The organism is Pseudomonas sp. WS 5071 (assembly GCF_012985765.1).
GTDB classification, from domain to species: domain Bacteria; phylum Pseudomonadota; class Gammaproteobacteria; order Pseudomonadales; family Pseudomonadaceae; genus Aquipseudomonas; species Aquipseudomonas lundensis_A.
Window position 1 is genome coordinate 1 of the sequence record NZ_JAAQWY010000006.1, and the last position, 20,107, is coordinate 20,107.

At 55.7% G+C, this 20,107-nt stretch carries 17 protein-coding genes; 6 read left to right on the forward strand and 11 right to left on the reverse strand.

Annotation, left to right across the window (positions count from 1 at the left end; all coding sequences use genetic code 11):
• Positions 1 to 395 precede the first annotated feature (395 nt).
• Both rhtA and HBN61_RS04985 read left to right on the forward strand, forming a co-directional pair.
• Complete coding sequence (gene rhtA, locus HBN61_RS04980) at positions 396 to 1,283, forward strand: threonine/homoserine exporter RhtA (protein ID WP_169965122.1); 888 nt, start codon at positions 396 to 398, stop codon at positions 1,281 to 1,283.
• Between the two features lie 165 nt (positions 1,284 to 1,448).
• Positions 1,449 to 1,730 (forward strand): hypothetical protein, encoded by a 282-nt coding sequence (locus HBN61_RS04985; protein WP_094993410.1) that lies wholly within the window; start codon positions 1,449 to 1,451, stop codon positions 1,728 to 1,730.
• A gap of 55 nt (positions 1,731 to 1,785) precedes the next feature.
• Here HBN61_RS04985 and HBN61_RS04990 read toward each other — a convergent pair whose 3' ends face one another.
• A complete protein-coding gene (locus HBN61_RS04990; protein WP_170046245.1) occupies positions 1,786 to 3,609 on the reverse strand; it encodes an aminopeptidase P family protein in 1,824 nt (607 codons plus the stop codon).
• A 56-nt stretch (positions 3,610 to 3,665) separates the two neighbouring features.
• Positions 3,666 to 4,835 (reverse strand): cysteine desulfurase family protein, encoded by a 1,170-nt coding sequence (locus tag HBN61_RS04995; RefSeq protein WP_170046246.1) that lies wholly within the window; start codon positions 4,833 to 4,835, stop codon positions 3,666 to 3,668.
• 331 nt (positions 4,836 to 5,166) lie between these two features.
• Between HBN61_RS04995 and HBN61_RS05000 the strand changes: the two genes are divergently transcribed.
• Entirely contained in the window at positions 5,167 to 6,246 is a 1,080-nt protein-coding gene (locus HBN61_RS05000) for a sigma-54 interaction domain-containing protein (protein WP_170046247.1), read from the forward strand.
• 318 nt (positions 6,247 to 6,564) lie between these two features.
• The gene (locus HBN61_RS05005; RefSeq protein WP_170046248.1) at positions 6,565 to 7,344 is read left to right on the forward strand and encodes a TSUP family transporter; all 780 of its coding nucleotides are present in this window, start codon (positions 6,565 to 6,567) and stop codon (positions 7,342 to 7,344) included.
• Here the strand turns inward: HBN61_RS05005 and nudC are convergent.
• The 5 genes from nudC to gnd form a co-directional block, all read right to left on the reverse strand.
• Positions 7,312 to 8,142: an NAD(+) diphosphatase gene (gene nudC, locus HBN61_RS05010; protein ID WP_094993414.1), complete on the reverse strand. Its 831-nt coding sequence runs from the start codon at positions 8,140 to 8,142 to the stop codon at positions 7,312 to 7,314. The two genes, HBN61_RS05005 and nudC, sit on opposite strands and share 33 nt — an antisense overlap.
• Positions 8,143 to 8,184: 42 nt before the next feature.
• Positions 8,185 to 8,997 carry a crotonase/enoyl-CoA hydratase family protein gene (locus tag HBN61_RS05015; protein WP_094993415.1) on the reverse strand — a complete coding sequence of 271 codons (813 nt, stop codon included), beginning with the start codon at positions 8,995 to 8,997 and terminating at the stop codon, positions 8,185 to 8,187.
• 119 nt (positions 8,998 to 9,116) lie between these two features.
• Positions 9,117 to 9,938, reverse strand: a complete 822-nt coding sequence (locus HBN61_RS05020; RefSeq protein ID WP_170046249.1) for an HAD family hydrolase — start codon at positions 9,936 to 9,938, stop codon at positions 9,117 to 9,119.
• A complete protein-coding gene (zwf, locus tag HBN61_RS05025; RefSeq protein WP_094993416.1) occupies positions 9,935 to 11,458 on the reverse strand; it encodes a glucose-6-phosphate dehydrogenase in 1,524 nt (507 codons plus the stop codon). The genes HBN61_RS05020 and zwf overlap by 4 nt, the downstream gene beginning before the upstream one ends.
• Complete coding sequence (gene gnd, locus HBN61_RS05030; RefSeq protein WP_170046250.1) at positions 11,455 to 12,435, reverse strand: phosphogluconate dehydrogenase (NAD(+)-dependent, decarboxylating); 981 nt, start codon at positions 12,433 to 12,435, stop codon at positions 11,455 to 11,457. The genes zwf and gnd overlap by 4 nt, the downstream gene beginning before the upstream one ends.
• Before the next feature lie 291 nt (positions 12,436 to 12,726).
• Between gnd and HBN61_RS05035 the strand changes: the two genes are divergently transcribed.
• Together HBN61_RS05035 and HBN61_RS05040 are read left to right on the forward strand one after the other, a co-directional pair.
• A complete protein-coding gene (locus HBN61_RS05035) occupies positions 12,727 to 12,909 on the forward strand; it encodes a DUF6026 family protein (protein WP_094993418.1) in 183 nt (60 codons plus the stop codon).
• 169 nt (positions 12,910 to 13,078) lie between these two features.
• A complete protein-coding gene (locus tag HBN61_RS05040) occupies positions 13,079 to 14,821 on the forward strand; it encodes a phosphoethanolamine transferase CptA (RefSeq protein WP_169965132.1) in 1,743 nt (580 codons plus the stop codon).
• A 140-nt stretch (positions 14,822 to 14,961) separates the two neighbouring features.
• On the opposite strand, the gene HBN61_RS05045 is transcribed toward HBN61_RS05040, so the two are convergent.
• From HBN61_RS05045 to HBN61_RS05060, 4 genes are all read right to left on the reverse strand, one after another.
• Positions 14,962 to 15,450, reverse strand: a complete 489-nt coding sequence (locus HBN61_RS05045; protein ID WP_169965134.1) for a GNAT family N-acetyltransferase — start codon at positions 15,448 to 15,450, stop codon at positions 14,962 to 14,964.
• 57 nt (positions 15,451 to 15,507) lie between these two features.
• Positions 15,508 to 15,858, reverse strand: coding sequence for an ANTAR domain-containing protein (locus HBN61_RS05050; RefSeq protein WP_169965136.1), 351 nt, complete (start codon positions 15,856 to 15,858; stop codon positions 15,508 to 15,510).
• Positions 15,859 to 15,986: 128 nt separating this feature from the next.
• Positions 15,987 to 19,235 (reverse strand): transporter substrate-binding domain-containing protein, encoded by a 3,249-nt coding sequence (locus HBN61_RS05055; protein WP_170046251.1) that lies wholly within the window; start codon positions 19,233 to 19,235, stop codon positions 15,987 to 15,989.
• The gene (locus HBN61_RS05060) at positions 19,232 to 19,861 is read right to left on the reverse strand and encodes a response regulator transcription factor (RefSeq protein ID WP_170046252.1); all 630 of its coding nucleotides are present in this window, start codon (positions 19,859 to 19,861) and stop codon (positions 19,232 to 19,234) included. The genes HBN61_RS05055 and HBN61_RS05060 overlap by 4 nt, the downstream gene beginning before the upstream one ends.
• Between the last annotated feature and the right edge of the window lie 246 nt (positions 19,862 to 20,107).

Sequence of the window (20,107 nt, forward strand, 5' to 3'; positions counted from 1 at the left end):
GCCCCTGTTGCTGTCAAGCGGTTATTTTAAGATGTTTTCAAAGTTTCCTCTGTAACATCAACCACTTGCGCTTTCGATCTCTCGTCAGCGGGAGGCGAATTCTACAGCGTTACACGCTGCTGTCAACACCTCATTTCCTGCTTCGATGACTTGAAGCTGACACTTTCGAAATCGTTTAACTCTTTGAATCTCAAGGAGTTTTCCGTTTCGACTGCGCCGCAAGTGGGGCGAATTATAGGCCGATGAAATTCTGAGTCAAGTGCTATGTTTGCTTTATTCGCAAGAAGTTCAAAAACTAATCCGCACCTTGATGCGCACTATATTGCACAACCTTGATTACTTGAGCATCATGCCCTTCATCACCAGACTGTCTATCACTCTTAGGCCACCCTTAAATGACCAAGCAGCCTCAAAGCCTTGCATCAGTTCTTTTCCCCGTTGGCTTACTTCTGATAGCCATGGCGTCTATTCAATCAGGCGCCTCACTCGCCAAGAGCATGTTTCCGATCGTGGGCGCACAGGGTACAACGACCCTGCGTCTTATCTTTGCCAGTTTTATCATGCTGCTCATTTTGCGCCCATGGAGGGCCAAACTCACAGCCAAGTCCTTAAAGACTGTGATTGTTTATGGGATAGCGTTAGGCGGAATGAATTTCCTCTTCTATATGTCACTGCGAACGGTACCTCTCGGTATTGCAGTGGCACTCGAGTTCACAGGCCCCTTGGCCGTCGCCATTTACGCGTCCCGCAGGGCGATCGACTTCGTCTGGATTGCACTTGCTATCACAGGCCTTCTACTGCTGATTCCTGTTGGCGAAAGCACTCACAGCATTGACTTGATTGGCGCCGGTTATGCCTTAGGTGCTGGCGTTTGCTGGGCACTGTACATCTTGTTCGGTCAAAAAGCGGGAGCGGACAACGGCGTGCAGACTGCCGCACTCGGCGTGATGATTGCAGCGCTTTTCATTGCTCCGATTGGAATCGTCCATGCAGGAGCAACTTTACTGACTCCAAGCCTGATCCCTATCGCTATCGGCGTGGCAATCCTGTCGACCGCATTACCCTATACCCTGGAAATGGTGGCACTTACCCGCATGCCTACCCGTACGTTCGGCACACTGATGAGCATCGAACCCGCTTTTGGCGCGCTGTCAGGCCTGCTTTTTCTCAACGAAATACTGTCTTTCGCCCAATGGATGGCCATTCTGTGCATCATCATGGCCTCAGTCGGTGCAACGTTAACCATGCGCGGCCACACAAAGCCTGTGACCAAAGCCGAATGACAATCTAATCACTACAACCGCTGGTAATTGACCTTCATTTAAGCGATGTTTGATCACCGTGAGAGTCAATTGGGGCGGTTCTGGACAGGGAGATCTATAAATAGCCACGGCAAAGGCAGTTCGGCACCCACATCCGCAACCCGACGCTAACGCTTAAGGACAGGAATGAAACGCTTTTTGATAGGATTGGCAGCATTGGCAATAGCAGGCTGTGCAGCAACCTCAGAAACCACTGTAAAACATGGCAAGCGAGGCATGCATATCAACTGCTCAGGTTTGTCGTCTTCATGGGACAAATGCTATGCCGAGGCAGCACGCTCCTGTGGCGAAAAAGGTTTCCGTACCATCGCAAAGTCAGGCGATTCTGCCGAAGAGCCCGGTGATTACCCCTTCGGCTTGAATCCAGCGGGCTACACCAGCCGCAGCTTGATCATCATCTGTAAATAAAACAGCCAGGCAATTCAGCCACGCAACTTTTTGATCGTTTGCGTGGCCACTCTCGTTATAAAACCGGTTTGGCCACAGCCTCAGTGCGCGCGTTCAGCCATTTCAGAGCATCGCCTGCAAGCAACGGCGACAAGCGCTCACGCACCTCTGCGTGATAAGCATTGAGCCAATTCAACTCCTCGCACGTCAACAAATCAGCGTGAAGGCAACGCGTGTCAATCGGGCACATCGTGAGCGTTTCAAACCTCAAGAAGGTACCAAACTCAGATACTCCCGCCTCCCTGTTCAAGACCAGGTTTTCAATCCGCACGCCCCAGCGGCCCGGCCTGTAAGTACCCGGCTCGATGGATGTAATCATGCCCGGCAGCATGGCGGTATGTGGAGCAGCAGCTGCCTGATAGGCGATCACTTGCGGGCCTTCATGTACATTCAGAAAGTAACCAACCCCATGCCCAGTTCCGTGTCCGTAGTCGACGCCGTCCGCCCAAATGGGTGCGCGCGCGATCGAATCCAGTAAAGGCGACAAAATACCTTTCGGAAAATGGGCCCTGGACAATGCGATCACGCCTTTAAGCACACGGGTACAGTCATGTTTTTGCTCATCACTGACATGGCCCACCGGAACCATCCGCGTGATATCGGTTGTGCCGCCTGAATACTGCCCTCCAGAATCAATCAGCAGCAGCCCGTCTCCCTCGATCACAGCATGTTCCTGCTGGGTCGCGTGATAGTGAGGCATTGCACCGTTTGCGTTAAAAGCTGCAATGGTATTGAAGCTCAACGAAACAAATCCCGGACGCCGAGCCCGCGCCGCCGTCAGTCGCTCATCAATGGTCAACTCGGTAATACGCTCGCGACCCCAAGCCGACTCCAGCCACGCAAAGAATTCGCACAGCGCTGCACCATCCTGCTCCATTGCCTGGCGGATATGCACTGCATCATCAGGACTCTTTTGGGCTTTAGCCAGCGTGGTCGGGTTTATCCCCTCAACCAGCGTAACGCCCTTGTGCACATTGGCAATCAACCCGCATGTGACCCGTGCGGGATCGAGCAACAACCGCGCTGACTCAGGCAATGCAGCCAACGCCGCTGCAATGTCTCTATAGTCACGTAGCGTCACGCCTTCACGCTGCAACGTACTCCGGAGTTCTGGACTCACCTTGTTCAGATCAACAAACAGGGAAGCTTGTCTTTGCTCAATCAATGCGAACGACAGGAAGACCGGATTAAAGGAAACGTCCGACCCTCGAAGGTTAAAAAGCCAGGCGATATCGTCGAGGGTCGCAATAAAGTGCGCATCGGCATGACGCTGTTGCAGCGTTTCACGCAATTGAGCCAGCTTTTGTACCCGACCTACGCTCGCCCAAGGTGCAACATGTTCATACAACGGCTGAACAGGCAGTGAGGGACGATCCTCCCAAGCCAGATTTAACAGATCGATATCGGTACGCAAGTTCGCACCGCGCTCTTTCAGCCTGTTCTCCAGCGTGCGTGAAGGGGCCAGGGCAAGCACTGAGCCATCGACCGAGACGGTTTCCCCCTTGGGGGTTTGCTCGGCAAGCCACTCAAGCGGCCCCGGTTGACCGGGCATCAATTTAACCAACTCGATACCGCTGCCTGCGAGCTCTTTGGTTGCTTGCTCCCAATAGCGGCTATCGGCCCACAAACCTGCAAATGTCGGCGTCACGATCAATGTGCCGACTGACCCCTGAAAACCCGACAACCACTGCCGCCCTTGCCAATACGCAGGCAAGTACTCCGATAGATGAGGATCGGCGGAAGGCACCAGCAACGCGTGGACTCCATGCTCGCTCATGACTGACCGGACCCGTGCCAGACGCTGCACAACCGATCCCTGATTCAACAACTGAGTACTCATCCTCTCTCCTGCAGGTCAATGGTCATTGTTATGAAGCCCCGATCATGTATCAGCCACTAAGGTTGAGCAACTGCCCAAAACGGGGCGGCGACCTGAGTCGCAGCGTGGATAGCCCTGGCCAGAGCATCGACATCTTCATCTGACGTAAAGCGTCCGAAACTCAAGCGAATGGTGCGCGCGGCCTCATTGGCATCTAATCCCAAAGCGAGCAGTACATGGGACGGCGCATGACTGGCTGAATTGCACGCCGAGGTTGACGAATACGCCACGGCAGCCCCCAGCACAGTACTGTCAAAATTGCCTTCAACAAATGTGAGGCTCAGGGTGTGAGCAATACGATGAGTCTGACAACCGTTACACCTCAACCCTGCAATACCGGCCAATTGACTCAGTAAACGCTCGCGCAGCCGAGCGATATGAGCCAGCTCTTCACTGAACTGCTGGTCTGCCAGCGCAAACGCTTTCCCCATCCCGGCAATCTGATGAGTGGCCAACGTGCCTGAGCGCAGGCCAAATTCATGACCACCACCATGCATCTGCGCCTGTAGCCGGTCCTGCGCCCCGGGACCAACGTACAAAGCGCCAATCCCTTTTGGCCCGTAAATCTTGTGCCCTGAAAAGGACATCAAATCCACTGGCCAGCGGCTGAGGTCAATCGCTAGCTTTCCTGCACCTTGTGCAGCATCCACATGAAACAGAGCCCCATGCTCCCGAACCTGTTGCCCGATGGACTGAATATCATTGACTGTTCCCAGCTCGTTGTTCACCAGCATCAAGGAAACCAGCAGGGTATCTTCGCGTAACGCATCCCGGACCTGCTGGGCACTGATCAGCCCGTTGGAGTCAGGCTTCAGCCAGGTCACATCAAAACCTGACTGCTGCAAAAACAACGCTGTGTCCAATACTGCCTTGTGCTCGATTTGACTGGTAATTATGTGCCCACGCGTCAAGCCACTGCCCAATACCGCACCTTTGAGTGCCAAGTTGTTGGACTCTGTAGCCCCGGATGTCCAGACAATCTGTGATGCCTTGGCCCTGACCAGCCGGGCGACGTGTTCCCGCGCCTGCTCAACCACAGCTCGCGCCTGGCGGCCATATACATGGGAATCTGAAGCTGGATTCCCGAAGTTGCCATCAAAACCGAGGCATTCAACCATTACCTGAATGACCCGAGGATCGGCGGGCGTAGTCGCTGCGTAATCGAAATAAAGAGGTCGCTTATCCATTGTGAACATCCACTGATCGAGTTCCGGCATCAGGCATTGCTTGATAACAGAGGCTGAAGGCAAACAGGTTTGAGGGCCTTTACAAGTACCCGATCGAAGCCTGCGAAAAAAGAGACGCGTATTAGAAAAATCGTAGGAGGTTTCCCAAATTCAAATTTTGCACGGCAATGACCTTTATAAAGCGCCAGAACCCGCATCTTGCGCAAGTCTTATATGCAATAAGGATATATAAATATGGAATTAGGTTAGTTTACGGAATATGTAAAGCCTCTTATAAAGCTGTTTCCGGCTTACCTTTTGTGGGCAAAGCCCCCGATAGAAGGCGTTGTCGATGCAGCTTTTAACATTACCTCCCACACCCTCTCTGGCCACCTCAATCCGGGCCACTGCGCAGGTGTTCGAAGATCCGTCCTCAAAAGCCTTGCTGGTCCATTTGCAACATATTGCCCCAAGCGATGCCAGTGTTCTGATCATGGGTGAAACCGGTACAGGCAAAGAGCTTGTTGCACGGCACATACATCAACTCAGCACGCGCCACCAGCAACCGTTTATAGCGGTGAACTGCGGTGCATTTTCAGAATCCCTGGTTGAGGCCGAGTTATTTGGTCATGAAAAGGGAGCCTTCACAGGCGCTCTCAGTGCAAAGGCCGGCTGGTTTGAGGAAGCCAATGGCGGAACTCTATTTCTGGACGAAATTGGCGATTTGCCTCTGCCCATACAGGTGAAGTTACTGCGGGTACTGCAAGAACAAGAGGTGGTGCGCCTCGGCTCACGCAAGAGCACGCCCATCAACGTGCGCGTGCTCGCAGCCACCAACGTCAACCTGGAACACGCCATTGAAGCCGGGCATTTTCGCGAAGACCTCTACTACCGCTTAAACGTCGTCAGCCTCTGCCTGCGCCCCTTACGTGAGCGACCGGGCGACATCTTGCCGCTGGCACGCCACTTTCTGCACACGTATCGCCAACGCTTGGCCCACGGTCCGACCTCCCTAAGCGCGTGCGCAGAAAGCGCACTGACTGACCACCCATGGCCAGGCAATATCCGCGAATTGGAAAACGTTATGCATCACAGTCTGCTATTAAGCCGCCAGGCCACCATGACAGCGGACGACCTGCGCATGCCGCAACCACGCAGCAAGCGAAGATCACCCGCCTCCGCCGCCCCGCCTGATTCTGCCAAAGAGTTGTTGCAACGGGCCTTGCGCAAGTTGTTTGAAGAGCATAACGAAGCGCTGCACGAAACCGTCGAAGACGCCCTGCTACGCGCCGCCTATGACTTCTGCCATCACAATCAGGTGCACACGGCAAAACTGCTGGGGCTCAGCCGCAATGTCACCCGTACCCGCTTGATCAAGCTTGGAGCATTGACCGTCAACACCCGTCGCCTTGAAACCGCGAGCACGTTTTAAGTCATCAGCAGCCGCAATGGGCAGCGGCTTCAAAAGATGTCAGGTCGTGCCGTCCAGCAAGCACCGTTCAGCTTGCGGCTTACGCAGCCAAGGTTTTACGCGCAGACCCAATACTGGATTCCCTCCTGAACATGCAGAAACCCGACGAGGATCAGGCACACGGCCAATGCCTTAAACGCCACGGTTATTGAATGCCTGTTGCCTGAGCAGCACATAGCAAATCGTCGACATGCCTGTCGCCGCCCTGTCGGGTTATGGGTAAGATGTTGGCCTTCCCGCGCAACTGCGCTTTACGTCCCGCCGAATTAAGTCGATACCATGCCTTTTGAACTCAGCGTAGATTTGACCACCCTCGCCATTCTGGCAGCCGTGGCCTTTGTGGCCGGTTTCATCGATGCCATCGCCGGCGGTGGCGGCCTGCTCACCACGCCTGCATTGCTCACCGCAGGGTTGCCGCCGCATTTGGTCCTGGGCACCAATAAGCTCAGTTCGACCTTTGGTGCCGCCACGGCCAGTTTCACTTTTTACCGGCGCAAACTGTTTCACCCACGCGAGTGGAAACTGGCGATTTTCGGCACATTGGTCGGCGCACTGATCGGCGCCATCGTCGCCCATTACATGCCTGCCGAGTGGCTCAACAAAATGCTGCCGGTGATTGTCTTCGCTTGCGGCCTATACCTGCTGTTCGGCGGCACGCCCAAAACACCGATCGACAACGATGCACCAATCAAAAAGAAGTGGCAGTTGCCTCAGGGTTTCAGCCTAGGACTCTACGACGGTGTTGCGGGGCCAGGCACAGGGGCGTTCTGGACCGTCAGCAGCATGCTGCTTTATCCGATTGATCTTGTGAAAGCCAGCGGGGTAGCCCGCAGCATGAATTTCGTCAGCAATATTGCAGCCCTGTCGGTGTTTATCTTTTCAGGGCACGTGGACTGGATTATCGGCCTTAGCATGGGCCTTGCAGTGATGGTTGGCGCCTTCTTTGGCGCCCGCAGCGCAATCAGCGGCGGGGCCAAGTTCATTCGTCCGGTATTCATCACCGTGGTACTGGGGCTGACTGTACGTCTAGCCTGGCAGCACTGGTTCGGCCAAGCCTGAACGGCGCGCCACATACAGGTCGATGAGGTAGCGCGCGATTGAGCGCGAGGCCGGCAACGGCGGCAGTTGATGCACGTTGAACCACTGCGCATCTTCTATCTCATCGGCCTGCGGGACGATCTCTCCGCCTGCATACTCCGCGTGAAAACCCAGCATCATGGAGTGCGGGAACGGCCAACACTGGCTGCCCACATACTGGATGTTTTTGACCTCAAGTTGCACTTCTTCACGCACCTCGCGAATCAGGCACTCCTCCGCCGACTCCCCCGGCTCGGCAAACCCCGCCAAGGTGCTGTAGACACCGGGGACAAAGCGCGGTGAGCGTGCCAACAACACCTCATCACCCCGTGTAATCAGCACGATCATGCTAGGCGAAATGCGGGGATAACTGCGCAACTCACAGGGTGCGCAGTACATCGCGCGCTCCCCGGGCACTTGAGTCGTCGCCCGGCCGCAGCTCCCGCAGAACCGATGCTCGCGAGCCCACGTAGCAATCTGGGCCGCATAGCCCAATACCTTATAAAGCGTGTGATCGCCTTCCAGCATAAAGGCGCGCAACCCTTGCCAGCGACAGCCCTCCACCTCCACCGCACGTTCCAGCTCCAACACATACACCGGCTCGCCATCCAGATGACCGATCCCGTGTTCGGCCATCACCGGCAGCGGTTGTGAGCCAAGCCACTCACGCGAAAACAGCGGTCCATTATCGTTAACCAGAAAGCCTTCCGGACTGCGCGCCACGGCAAGGCCGCCCGGAAGGTTGCTGTCCAGTACTGCAGTGGTCCAACGCGGTGTCATACAAGGTCCTTGTCAGGGTTAAACGCTGACGCCGCGCAGGCGTCAGTCGAGGAATTGCGGCGCTTTCTTGGACATGTGCGCCGTCATGGCTACCCGCAAATCAGTGGATTGGAGCATGGCTGCGTTCCAGGTGGCGACGTATTCCAACCCGTCGTCCACCCGATGGTCACGCATGTAACCAATCATTTGCTTGGTCCCTCCGATCGCAATAGGCGACTTGCCAGCAATCTCACGCGCGATGCCCATCACCCCGGCAAGCAGCGCCTCGTGGTCGGGGTAAACACGATTAACAAGTCCGATGGCACGTGCTTCTTCGGCACTTACCATACGCCCGGTGTAGGCCATTTCGCGGAGCATGCCATCGCCGATGATGCGCGGCAAACGCTGGAGAGTACCCACGTCGGCGGCCATCCCCATGTCGATTTCCTTGATCGAAAACTGCGCGTCTTCGGCGGCATAGCGCATGTCGCACGCGGCAATCAGATCAATTGCACCGCCCAGGCAGTAACCTTGAACCGCCGCCAGTACAGGCTTGCGACAACGATCCACGGCATTGAAGGAGTCTTGCATCTGCAAAATTTTGCGACGCAGCAGACGCGCATTGCGCCCGACGTCCTTGCCCATTTCGTTGGCAACCGAAGCCAGCAACATGAGATCGATACCCGCCGAGAAATGCTTGCCGGCACCACTGATGACCACAGCCCGAATAGCATCGGTTTCGTCGATCCAGCGGAAAATGTCGATGATTTCGGTCCAGAACGCGGCATTCATCGCGTTGACCTTGTCCGGTCGATTGATCCGCACGTGAGCGATATTACCGTCTAACTCAACCTCAAACGCCTGGTACTTGGACATCACTTGAATCCTTTGTTAAGTGCCGTTGCCGGACAATAAGCCAAGGACTATAACAAGCCACAAACCTCGCTAGCAGGCCGCGATCCTGCCAAACGCCGGACAAAATGACATGCTCCACGTTACCTGTGTTGAAGAATGAACCGCTCTAGCGCCTGAGCCACACCGTCTTGCACGTTGGTGCCTGTGACGTGGTCGGCCTGCAGCCGGATGGATTCATCCGCTTGCCCCATGGCAATGGAAAGCCCGGCCCTTTCAAACATAGCGGGGTCATTGCCCCCGTCACCGATAGCCATGGTCCGCGACAACGGCACATTCAGCCGCTGCGCCAGTGCTTTCAGCGCTTCGCCCTTGTTCGCCTTGAGCGCAGTGATATCGAGATAGAACGCCTGAGAACGGCTGGCCAACGCCTTGCCTGTCAACTCGCGCTGCAGGCGATGCTCAAGATCAATCAGCAGTTGTACGTTGTGACTGGCAGCCACGATTTTGTCGACGCGGTGCACATGAGGTTCGAAGCTGTCGACCCACACAGGCCCATAGCCGAGCGCGCTCTTCTCGTGCGCCACCATCGGCCCGTTTGGGTCGCGCAAATACCATTCATCATCGGCGAACACCCAAAGATCAACCGGGTGCGCTGCCAAAACCTTCAAACTATGGCGCACTGCTTCCACTGGTAAGTGGTGAGATTCCAGGTAGCGTCCATTAGCATCCACCAACACCGCGCCATTGAAAGCAGCCGTGGGCAATTTAATATCGAGTTGTGCGATCTGGTCGAGCATCGCACGAGGCGGGCGTCCCGAGGCCAGCGTGAAATACACCCCGGTTTTCTGCAACTGCCTGACCGCCTTGACGGTTGCCTCGCTGAGGGTATGGTCCGGGCGCAGCAACGTTCCGTCCATGTCACACAGCACCAATTCAATTGAATCGTGTTTCACGTCACTCATCCTATGTTCAGCCACACCCGGCCATCACGGGCCAGCAGGTCTTTAGCTGCTTCAGGGCCATCTTCGCCAGCCCTGTAGGATTGGACTTCAGTGTGCTCACGCCAGGCGTCCAGAAAAGGCTGCACGCCTCGCCAGCCGTTTTCGATATTGTCAGCACGCTGGAACAGCGTCTGATCGCCTGTCAGACAGTCGTAAATCAACGTTTCGTAACCCGAGGAAGGCTGGATCTTGAAGAAATCCTTGTAGGCAAATCCCAACTCGATCTTGGCCATTTTCAGGCCCGGCCCCGGCCGCTTGGCCTGCAAGTCAAACCACATGCCTTCATTGGGCTGGATCTGAATCCGCAAATAGTTGGGCTGCATGCGCTCAACCTCAGTGTCACGGAACTGCGCATAGGGCGCAGGTTTGAAGCAGATGGCAATTTCCGTGTCCCGGGCACTCATCCGCTTGCCGGTACGCAGATAAAACGGCACGCCCACCCAGCGCCAGTTATCGATCATCACTTTGAGGGCGACGTAAGTTTCCGTCGTGCTGTCGGGCGCTACATTGTTTTCTTCGCGGTAACCCGGCACCGGCTTACCACCCGACTCACCTTGGGTGTACTGCCCGCGAACCGAGTTTTTGCGCGCGTCCTCAATTGACCACGGACGAATCGCACCGATCACCTTGGCTTTTTCGCCCCGCACCGCATCTGCGCCGAACGCTGCGGGTGGCTCCATGGCCACCATGGCTAATAGCTGAAACAGGTGATTGGGCAACATGTCGCGCAACGCACCCGTGTGTTCGTAAAAACTGCCACGTGTCTCGACCCCCACGGTTTCGGCCGCGGTAATCTGCACATGGTCAATGTAATGATTGTTCCAAAAGGCTTCGAACAGCCCATTGGAGAAACGGCTGACCAAAATATTCTGGACAGTCTCTTTGCCCAGGTAGTGGTCAATCCGATAGATCTGCTTCTCGCTCATCACCTGCAGCAGGCAAGCGTTCAACGCCTGAGCTGTTTCCAGATCCGAGCCAAAGGGTTTTTCAATCACGACCCGGCGAAATGCATCCGGGGCTTCCTTGAGTAACCCGCTGGCCCCCAGACGCTGCGCCACTTCGCTGAAGAAGCGCGGCGCAGTGGCCAGGTAAAACACCGCATTGCCCGTGCCGCTTGAAGCAATCTTCTGCTGCAGCGCTGCGTAAGTGCTGTCGTCGAGAAAATCGCCTTGCACGTAGCTGATGTTTTTTGCCAGCGAGGCCCATAACTCGGCATTCAAACCTTGGCCATCAGGATGATCGACTTTGCTGGAGGCTTCAGTACGGATGAAATCCTCAAGTTTTTTGGCAAAGCCTTGATCACTGATCGCATTGTGGTCTACGCCCACAATGCGCAGGCCATCGTCCAGCAAACCGTCACGACTCAAGTTGTACAGCGCAGGCATCAGCAAGCGCTTGACCAAGTCACCGTGCGCACCAAACAGAAACAGCGTGGTGGGCGGTGCTGGCTTGGCGTCGGGTTGGCTGGACAGGTCGGTCATTTTTTAGGGGTCTCCACATGACCACCGAAACCAAAGCGCATAGCCGACAACATCTTGTCGCCGTACAGGCTTTGTTGACGGGAACTGTAACGGGCAAACAAAGCGCTCGACAGCACAGGAACCGGCGTCGATTGCTCCATTGCCGCTTCAATGGTCCAGCGACCTTCACCACTGTCAGCAACGGCGCCCGAGAAACCGTCCAGCGGCGCGTCGGTTGCCAGCGCATCGGCTGTCAGGTCCAGCAACCAGGACGACACCACGCTGCCACGGCGCCAGACTTCAGCGATATCAGCCAGATTCAGGTCAAAGCGCTGATCTTCCGGCAAGTTTTCGGAAGCCTTCATTTTCATCACATTGAAGCCTTCGGCATAAGCCTGCATCAGGCCATACTCGATACCGTTGTGGACCATTTTCACGAAGTGCCCCGAACCGGCAGGGCCCGCATGGATGTAGCCACGTTCGGCACGGTCATCGTCAGAGACACGGTCCTTGGTCCGCGGGATATCCCCCATGCCCGGCGCCAACGTAGCGAACAGCGGGTCGAGGTGCTTAACCACCTCAGTGTCACCGCCGATCATCATGCAGTAACCGCGCTCCAGGCCCCATACACCGCCGGATGTGCCGACATCCACGTAACGGATGCCTTTGGCGGCCAGCGATGCGGCACGGCGGATGTCGTCTTTATAGAACGTGTTGCCACCGTCGATGATGATGTCATCGGCGTCAAGCAGTTGGCTCAGGGACTCGATGGTGTCTTCGGTGGGTGCACCGGAGGGCAGCATCACCCACACTGCACGTGGCTTGGACAGGCCGTCGACCAGCGCCTGCAGGTCGGCAACACCGGTTGCACCGTCCTTTTCCAGCGCGCTGACGAAATCGGTATTGCGGTCAAAAACCACGGTGGTATGCCCATTGAGCATCAGACGCCGTGCGATATTACCGCCCATACGGCCCAATCCAATAATTCCCAACTGCATGTACTGATGCTCCAAACACAAAATAAAAAAGGGTTACAACACTTTAGTGCAGCGATGCTTAAAGTGCCTCGCTGAGGATTAGTCCTAGCGCATGGCGCATAGTTTCGCACATGAGAGGTAACAGATTCCCTATTCAATACGTTCTGGCGACGGACGAAGGCACGCTGACAACAAAAAATATAAAAGTTCACTTCGCCAACAAAAGAAATCACAATTCACCCCGGCAGTGACCCACGACCCGCAGCGGGCCGTTCGGGTACGCGATCGAAGATGTCAAAAACGAGGTGAACCATGACCACAGTACTGTCCGCACGACCCGCGCAAACCCTCTATGTCACGATCCGTCGTGATGAGTTGCGTCAGCTCAAGGACGAACACGCACAGCTACTGCAACAGGTCGAGCAGTTACGCCAGCAACTGGCCCTCGGGCAATCGTCACTGTCCCTTGCGCACAAGACCGCGCATCTGAACTGATACCTGCCTGCCAGGGCGAGTGAATACTCGCCCTTTTCGCGACAAAGTTTTCACATCCCCTTGTTGATACTTGCCCCCTTGAATGCTGCTCAACTCTTGATGCAGCGCTGACGCGTTGGCCGCGCCTTGCTGTGCCAACCATCCAAGTGGTTATCAGCTGGAGCGCTGTATGGGGATGTTCAAACGCGGCACCACCTCGGTTAAAAGTTTCGACTGGGCAGGCCTGGGTTGGCTGTTTCTGTTCTTCTGGTACTTTTCCGGAATCACCCAACTGCTGATCCAGCTGACAGGCACCTCAGGGTTTTCGGGGTTCCGTCAGGCATTCGTCATGAGTGCAATCTGGCTGGCTCCGATGCTGCTCTTCCCTGCCCGCACCCGCTTGCTCGCCGCGATTATTGGGGTTGTGTTGTGGGCTTGTTCGTTAGCCAGTCTCGGCTATTTCTTCATCTATCAGCAGGAATTTTCCCAAAGCGTCATCTTCATCATGTTCGAATCGAACATCTCTGAAGCAGGCGAATACCTGACCCAATACTTTGCCTGGTGGATGCTGCTGGCCTTTGTGGCGCATACCGCTGTGGCCATCTTCCTGTGGACGCGTTTACGTCCGGTGTACCTGCCCCGCATTCAGGCATGGGCCGCTGCCGTCGGTATTTTGGTCGCCATCGTGGGTTACCCGCTGATCAAGCAAACACTCAAGCACGACACCCTGGCCGCGGCGATGGAAAGCTTTGAAAGTCGCGTTGAACCTGCGGTGCCATGGCAGATGGTCGTGGCGTATCGCCGTTACCTCGAGCAACTGGACAGCATGCAGGGCATGTTGGCCAGCGCCAGCAAAATTCCGCCGCTGACCCACCTCAAAGACAGCGAAGCCGGTAAGCCCGCGACCCTGGTGCTGGTGATTGGCGAGTCCACCAACCGCCAGCGCATGAGCCTGTATGGCTACAACCGTAAAACCACGCCCAATCTTGATGCACTGCGCGATCAGCTGTCGATTTTCGACAATGTCGTGACCCCGCGTCCGTACACCATCGAAGCCCTGCAGCAAGTGCTGACGTTTGCTGACGAAGAAAACCCGGACCTGTACCTGAGCACGCCGTCGCTGGTCAGTGTGATGAAGCAAGCTGGCTACAAAACGTTCTGGGTCACCAATCAGCAGACCATGACCAAACGTAACACCATGCTCACCACATTCTCCGAGCAGGCGGACGAGCAGGTCTACCTCAACAACAACCGCAATCAGAACGCCCGTCAGTACGATGGCGATGTGTTGGAGCCGTTTTCAAAAATCCTTGCCGACAGCGCGCCGCGCAAATTGATCGTGGTTCACTTGCTGGGCACGCACATGAGCTACCAGTACCGTTACCCGCCGACCTTTGACAAGTTCACAGACCGCACGGGCGTGCCTGCGGGCCTGACCGATGACCAGGTGCCGACTTACAACAGTTACGACAATGCGGTGCTGTACAACGACTTCGTAGTGTCGAGCCTGATCAAGGACTTCGCCAAGACCGACCCCAACGGCTTCCTGCTGTACCTGTCCGACCACGGCGAAGACGTGTTCGACTCGGTCGGCCACAGCACGCTTGGGCGTAACGAAGCCAAGCCGACGGCCCCGATGTACACCATTCCCTTCATGGCCTGGGCCAGCCCGAAATGGCGCGAAAACCACCCGTGGAATTTCACCCGTGACCTGAGTCGTCCGTACAGCAGCTCTCAGTTCATTCACACCTGGACCGACCTGGCCGGTCTGTCCGCCGATGAGTTGGACGATAAAAAGAGTCTGGTCAGCGACCAATTCGTCGCGCGCCCGCAACTGATCGGCGACCCGTACTCGCGCCCGCAAAAAGCTTTGATTGACTTCAGCCTCATCAAACCCAAACACCCGGCGCCCGGCGAAATCGCCAAGCAATAACCCGACAGCGAGGCGGCCATGCCGCCTCGCTGACGTTGCGTTCCGCAAAGACATACGTTGAGATAAGAAGCCTTCTCATTTGGACGATTTGCACCCTTATCGCTTTTTCACAGGGCTGCCCCTCAAATGAGCGAAACCCTTCAATCCAAATGTTTGTTCCAGAACAGCATGCGCCCGTAAGCCGGATCCAGTTGGCCGTCGCTAAAGCCAAACTTGCGGTAAGACCCCTGCGCCACCGGGTTGCCTTCAAGTACCTCCAGGGTGATTTTGCAGCAACCGCGTTCACGGGCGATGGCTTCAACTTTCCCCAGCATTTTCTGGCTCAACCCCAATCCCCGAAAGGTACTAACTACCGACACGTCGTGTACGTTGACCAGCGGTTTGCCCGCAAAAGTTGAAAAGCCTTCAAAACAGTTAATCAGCCCTGCCGCCTGGCCATCCACAAACGCCAGCACGCTGAACGCATGCGGGCGCTTGGCCAGCTCAGCAGGCAATGCTTGCAACACCGCGTCCGATAACGCTTCGCCGCCACCCATTGGATCCTGGGCGTAGTGGTCGAGCACCTCCCTGACGGCCTGCGCATGAACAGGATTCAAATAGTCCGCTTGCACCACTACGATGTCTGACATACCACCGGCTCCTCTATGAGACCGCTTAAGAAGACCGGGACATTAACGCGGCCAGCGTCAGGCCGACAAGCCTCGCGAGGAAGCGGCGCCTTGCACATCAATGGCCTGCATCAGGGCGTTGAGTTGCTCAAGGATGGCGGGCGCACTGTCATACAGCAGCACGTGCTTGAAGTGCACTGACTCTTTACGCGCTTCGGGGCAGTCCAACCCCGCCAGATTCGCCATGCGTTGGCTGATGAGTAACACATCAAACGCATGTTTCTCGGCATCCCTCAGCCCCAGCAGGGCTTCAATGCGGTCCAGTGGCGCAATGCGGTAATAGCCCAATCCGTTAAGCGCCCTCTCTATCTTCAGAGCCTCTGTTCGCTCTGTATCGGCGATCAAGATTCGTAATGATTTAGTTGGCATTTCAGTTGAACCATCAGCAAGTGTGTCGTTGGAATGTTCTACCGGCGCCACACAGCTCTGCGTCACGGCAACAGCAAGATAAGTACAGCCCGCAGCATTTCAAGGGACCGCTTGTCTTTTCAAGCGGGTCAATCCTCTTGCTCCAGATAAGTCGCCAAGACCTCATCAAGCCTTTCCATGCTGTCATGCAGAGCGTCTACATACTCGGTCAGCAAGGGCGCATGACTGGCAGTACACGCCGCTTCAAGGCGCTCACAGCATTCAATGACAACCCGCGCATCAATTAGCCGCGCACCGCCCTTGATCCCATGCGCAAGCGCCATCAACCCTTTGCGATCATCTGCCACAAACAACGCCAGCAGCCGGGCCATGTCCTGATGATTACTCCCGACCAGCGCCTCCAGCATTTTTTGCACGTGTACTCGATTGCCCTGAGTTGTTTCGAGCAGGTACCTCAGGTCTATTTCAGACTGAGCGGTGAGTGGATCGGCCTCTTTACTCATCGCGCGCGAGGCCAGACAGTCGCTTAAATCTTTGAGGCTGATGGGTTTGAACAAACAGTTATCCATCCCGACTTCCAGACAACGCCCCACCTCTTCGGGCTGGGCATTGGCCGTGAACCCCAGGATCAAGCAAGGGTTGATCCCCAATAGCCGTTCTTGATCGCGTATGGCACGCGTCAGCTCATAACCGTCCATAACTGGCATGTTGCAGTCAGTGATGACCACGTCAAACGACCCCGCACGCCACGTTTCAACCCCCTGCGCACCATTTTCTGCATCGATCACTTGATGGCCCAGATAGCGCATCTGTTGAGCCAGCAACATGCGGTTCGCCGGGTAATCGTCCACCACCAGAATGGTTAACGAATGGCGTTGTACCGTTTGCGGTGCGGGTTCAACGCTGGTTGCCATGGGTTCCAGGCGCGGGACCTGCAACTGCACTTCAACTTGGGTCCCCATGCCCACTGCACTTTGCAAACGCAACGTACCGCCCATCATTTCGCAGAGGGTTCGGCAAATAACCAAGCCCAAGCCTGAACCGCTGCGGGCGGATTGGGTGTTGTTGCTGGCCTGGACAAACGGACTGAACAAACGTGACTGATCGGCTTCAGAGATGCCCATGCCCGTATCGCTGACGCGCACGCATACGCTGAGTTCAGAAGGGTCACTGCCCTGGGTCACGCTCAAGACAAGTCTCACTTCACCGTTATCCGTGAACTTGATGGCATTGCTCAGCAGATTGGAAATAATCTGTTTGAAGCGCAGCGGGTCCATCCACACCTCGGTATCGGGCACCTCGCACACAATTTGACTGACCAGACTCAGGCGCTTTTGACGCGCCAACCCGTCAAACATACGCAACACAGACGCTATCAATGCCTGCACGTCCGCCCGCTCAGGACTCAAAGACAAGTGCCCGGACTCAATGCGCGCGATGTCCAGAATATCCCCAATCAGCGCCAGCAACTCTTGCGCCGAACTGGAAGCCACCTCAATAGCAAAACGGTCCAGCACACCCTGCTCGGCTTTTTTCATGGCCAGTTCGAGCATGCCGATCACGGCATTCATGGGCGTTCGAATCTCATGGCTCATGGTGGCCAAAAACGTGGTTTTCGCGCGATTCGCTTCATCGGCACTTTGTTTGGCGGCTTGCAGTTGCTCCAGCAAGTGCTGTCGTTTAACGACCGCGCGACGCAAATAGGCAATCCAGCACAGCGCCACCGCCAACAAAACAGCCGCAATCGCAAACCCTTGAAGAATCGCAGCACGGTTACGCAACCAATAACTGTCTGTTTCTGGCCCGGTGGTACGCCAGCGCTGCGTCAAGGTGGCCATTTCTTCAGGGCTGATACTCAACAGCGCCTTATCGAGAATGGAGCTCAATTCAGATGAATGGCGCGCCGTGGCGAAACCGATCTGCGCAGGCTGGGTGCCTACCGTACTGGTGATGTGCAATTGTTCGCTGAAATGGCGTGAAATCATGAAACGCGCGCTGATTAACGCATTCACCGCCGCATCGGCCTGACCTTGCGCCACCATGTTCATGGCTTCCCACGCATTTTGCGCCTCGACCACCTGAACCTTGGGGTAGTGATGCAAAACGAAATCGCGCAGTACATTGGCCCGTACCATGGCGACGCGCTGGCCGGCCATCTGGTCAAGGGTCGCCGGGCTGCCCGGCCCCACCCGCGTGACCAGTACAAACGGCGTTGTGAGATAAGGCCGCGTAAAGCGTAGCTGCCCTTCACGGACGGTGCTGGGTGTGAAGGCCCCCATCAGGTCGGCCTCGCCCGTGACCACCTGTTCGATCAATTCTTCAACCGACTTGCCGGTCACCGGTTCGAACACCAGCCCGGTTCGAGTGCTGATATTGCGTAATACATCGGCACTCACACCTTTGAAAGTGCCCTGCTCATCAATAAACGACAACGGCAGGTAGTGGTCGTTAATGGCCACTTTCAGTCGCGGGTGTTCATTCAACCAGCGCTGTTCATTGCTGCTCAGGTTCAATCGCCAATGGCCGCTCACCTGAGGCCCTTCGGAACTCCAGCGGCGCAGGATCGTCATGCGCTCGCTGGGCGGAATGGCGGACAGGGTCGCGTTAACAATGCGCAGCAGCCTGACGTTTTCGCGTTCCAGTGCAAACGAATAAGGCGTCACCTCGAGACGCGAGAAGTCCGCCAGTTGCACATTGTTCAGATAATTTCTGTTGATCAGGTAATTGGCCCCAATGAAATCGCCCAGGTAGACGTCTGCCTGCCCGAAGGCCACCGCGCCGATCGCGGTCAGGGTCGACGGGTACAGTTGCAGCGTGGCCTTGGGGTAGAACGCCTGGACTTTTTGCGGCTGCAAATAATGATCCAGCAGTGCCACCCGCAGTCCCGCCAGATCGGTGGGCAAATGACCTTTGCGCGCAGTTTGCGTCACCAGCGTGGGAGCGTCTTCGGCATACGCCTGGGTCAACTTGAGGGTGGAATCCTGGGCTTCAAAATCATTGGCACTGCCCAGAAGGTCAACTTCCCCCTGCTTGAGGGCTTGCACAGCCAGCGGTCTCGAGGGATAGCGCTTGACGTCAATAGCAATGTGCAACAACTCCGAGAGCAGCTCAGCGTAGTCAGCCGTAATGCCTTCAAGGTACTGCTCATCTTCGGTGAGCTCGAAAGGGACGTTGTCAGGGGCAGACACCCCCAACTTCAAGACAGCCTTTTGCTGTAACCAGCGCTTATCTGCAGCCTCCAGCACCACGTTGTAGTCTTCAACATTCGAACGCCCCAAAAGCTGCAACGTCTGGACTGAAACCTCTGCATGCGCCTGCGGCCATCCGAACATCAGCAGCAACACGCCCACCCGGGCCTGGAGGATGAACGTGTTCATTCAATCAGGTTATTACGTTTGGCAAACTCGGCCAGGTACACAACCGACTTCATGTTCAACTTTTCTTTCAGGCGTGACTTATAAGTACTGATGGTTTTACTACTGAGCGTCATGTTGTTGGCAATTTCAATGTTGCGCTGGCCTCGCGCAAGCTTGATCAAAATTTCTAACTCGCGGGGGGATAACAGCTGGATCAACTCTTTTTCAGACACGCCGCAGTCGCTGGTGCGCACCGAGCTATCACTCAAATCAGGAAAAAAAGTGTAGCCCCCCAAGACAACCTTCACCGCCTGCAGCACCTCGGACAGCCCCTTGGTTTTGGTGATAAAACCGGTCGCTCCGGCGCTCATGCAACGCTTTGAATAATGCAGCGCGGGCTGGGAAGTCAGTACCAGGATCCGGCTTTGTAGCCCTGAGAGGCGTATGCGTTTGATAACTTCAAGACCATCGAGCCCGGGCAGACTGAGGTCCAGAATGATCAGATCAATAGAATGTTCGCGGGCAAGCTGGACAGCATCAATTCCGCTGTCTGTTTCAGCCACCACGTGATAGCCATGGTTGCTCAACATTGCGCTGACGGCAGAACGGATCAACGGATGATCGTCAACAATCAAAATTTTAGTCATGCGTACCCCAGCCAGTGGTTTCAATGCCGGTGTACACCGAGCGAAAAATATCGTTTTGAATGGACACGATTCAATATCAACTCAAACAGACAATATTATTGAGACATAAACTGAGTATAGGAAAAATCCTACAAAGCGCTCGTACCCATCTCAACACTTGCTGGCTGCCCGGCTTTAACCTTCATCCAGCCAAGCTGCAAATAATGGCTAATTAAAAGCCTTGGAGAGGAAGGGCATTGGTGACTC